We start from the raw sequence: 1,681 nt of genomic DNA, 5'->3' as shown, positions 1-1,681 counted from the left end.
GGCCGCCGAGGCGCTGGCCGCCGCGCAGGCCGCCGAGGAAGCCGCGCGCCAGGCCGAGTTGATCCGCACCGCCATCATCACCGCCGGCATCATCCTGCTGGTGATCATCGCCCTGCTGGTCTACGCCCGCTGGTCCCGCCGGCAGAACCGCGAGCCGGTGGACCTGGGCGAGCTGCAGGACTTCCAGCCCGAGATCGAGGCGCCGCAGGACCTGCAGCTTCCCGCGAAGCCCATCATCGTTCCGGAACCGATCCCCGTGGTCACCGGCCCGAATACCACCGCACTGGAGCTCGCCGGCCCGCCGGAGCTGTCCGACGAGCAGAAGGACATGAACCGCAAGCGGGCGGAAATCGACGCCCTGGCCGCCCAGGAACCGGACAAGACCGCCGACTTCCTGCGCTCCCTGATGGATGACAAGCAGAACGCATGAGCGAGTTACTGACTACGTTGACCGGCACCCAGAAGGTGGCGGTGGTGCTGATGCAGATGGAACAGGCCCGGGCCGCCGAGGTCATGAAGCGCTTCAGCGAGGCCGAGGCGGAGCTGATCACGGCCGAACTCGTGAGCATGGGCCGGGTGGATCCCGAGACCGCCGAGGAGGCGTTCAAGGAATTCCACGACATGACGGTCAAGGGCCGGCGCCGGCCCCGCGGCGGCAGGGAGTTCGCCGCCGGGCTGCTGGCCGCCTCCTTCGGCGCGGAGAAGGCCGCCGGCGTGCTCGACCGGCTGGCCACCTCCATGGCCGGGAAGCCGTTCGAGTTCCTGGATGATGCCGACCCCACCCAGCTGATCACGCTGCTGAACGGCGAGATCCCGCAGACCATCGCGCTGGTGCTCGCGCACGTGCGCCCGGAGCTGGCGTCCACCGTGATCGCCGGGCTGGAGGATTCGGTGCGGCCGGAGGTCGCCCAGTGCATCGCCACCATGGGCACCGCCACCCCCGAAGCCGTGTCGATCGTGGCGGACACGCTCAAGGTGCGGGCCGGCGCCGTCGTACCCCGCCAACAGGTGGAGGTGGTGGGCGGCGTCGGGCCGCTGGTGGACATCATCAACCGCGCCGACGTCGCCACCGAACGCGCGCTCCTGGAAGCCCTGGAGGAACGCGACCCGGAGCTGGCGGAGGAAGTCCGCTCCCGGATGCTCACCTTCGAAGACATCACGAAGCTCGAACCGCGCGACGTGCAGCAGGTGCTGCGCGGCATCGAGATCGCGGTGCTCGCAGTGGCCATGAAGGGCGCCAGCGAACCGGTCACCGAGCTGATCCGCAAGAACGTCTCCGAACGCAACCGCGACATCCTCGACGACGAGATCAAGGCCACCGGACCGCTGCGCATGTCGCAGATCGAAGAGGCCCGCGCGGACATCGTCCGCTCGATCCGCGAGCTCGAGGCCAGCGGCATCATCACGGTCCAGCGCGCGGCGGAGGAGGACGAATATGTCTACTGACGCCGCGTTCTCCAGGATGAGCTTCCCGGAGCTGAACACCGGGACCGGGGCCTTCGCCAAGCTGCGCTACACGGAACTGCGCAGCGACGACTCGCAGGAACAGGCGCTCGAACAGGCCAGGGTCCGCGGCCACGCCGCCGGCTACACCGCCGGCATGCGCGAAGGCGCCGAACTGATGCGCGCACGCCAGCTCGCGATGGAGCAGGACCACGCCGCCGCGATGGCTGACGCCCGC

Annotated in this window: 2 protein-coding genes and 1 pseudogene; all 3 read left to right on the top strand. The window is 69.5% G+C overall.

The genetic code is table 11. From position 1 onward, the window contains the following. A pseudogene (locus AC5RV2_RS17750) lies at positions 1-430 on the top strand (flagellar basal-body MS-ring/collar protein FliF); the annotation flags it as partial. Then, positions 427-1,446 (top strand): flagellar motor switch protein FliG, encoded by a 1,020-nt coding sequence (gene fliG, locus AC5RV2_RS17745; RefSeq protein WP_493979185.1) that lies wholly within the window; start codon positions 427-429, stop codon positions 1,444-1,446. The pseudogene AC5RV2_RS17750 and the gene fliG, both read left to right, overlap by 4 nt. Further along, a partial coding sequence (locus AC5RV2_RS17740) for a hypothetical protein (RefSeq protein WP_494093422.1) occupies positions 1,436-1,681 on the top strand: 246 nt, incomplete at its 3' end. The genes fliG and AC5RV2_RS17740, both read left to right, overlap by 11 nt.

It is taken from the genome of Arthrobacter sp. Y3225116 (genome assembly GCF_059091245.1).
The sequence above is the reverse complement of the archived record's forward strand: the minus strand, read 5'-3'. Positions and strand labels throughout refer to the sequence as shown.

Excerpts from the sequence above, each read along its gene's own strand:
- fliG (WP_493979185.1), top strand. The coding sequence starts at position 427 with ATGAGCGAGTTACTGACTACGTTGACCGGCACCCAGAAGGTGGCGGTG.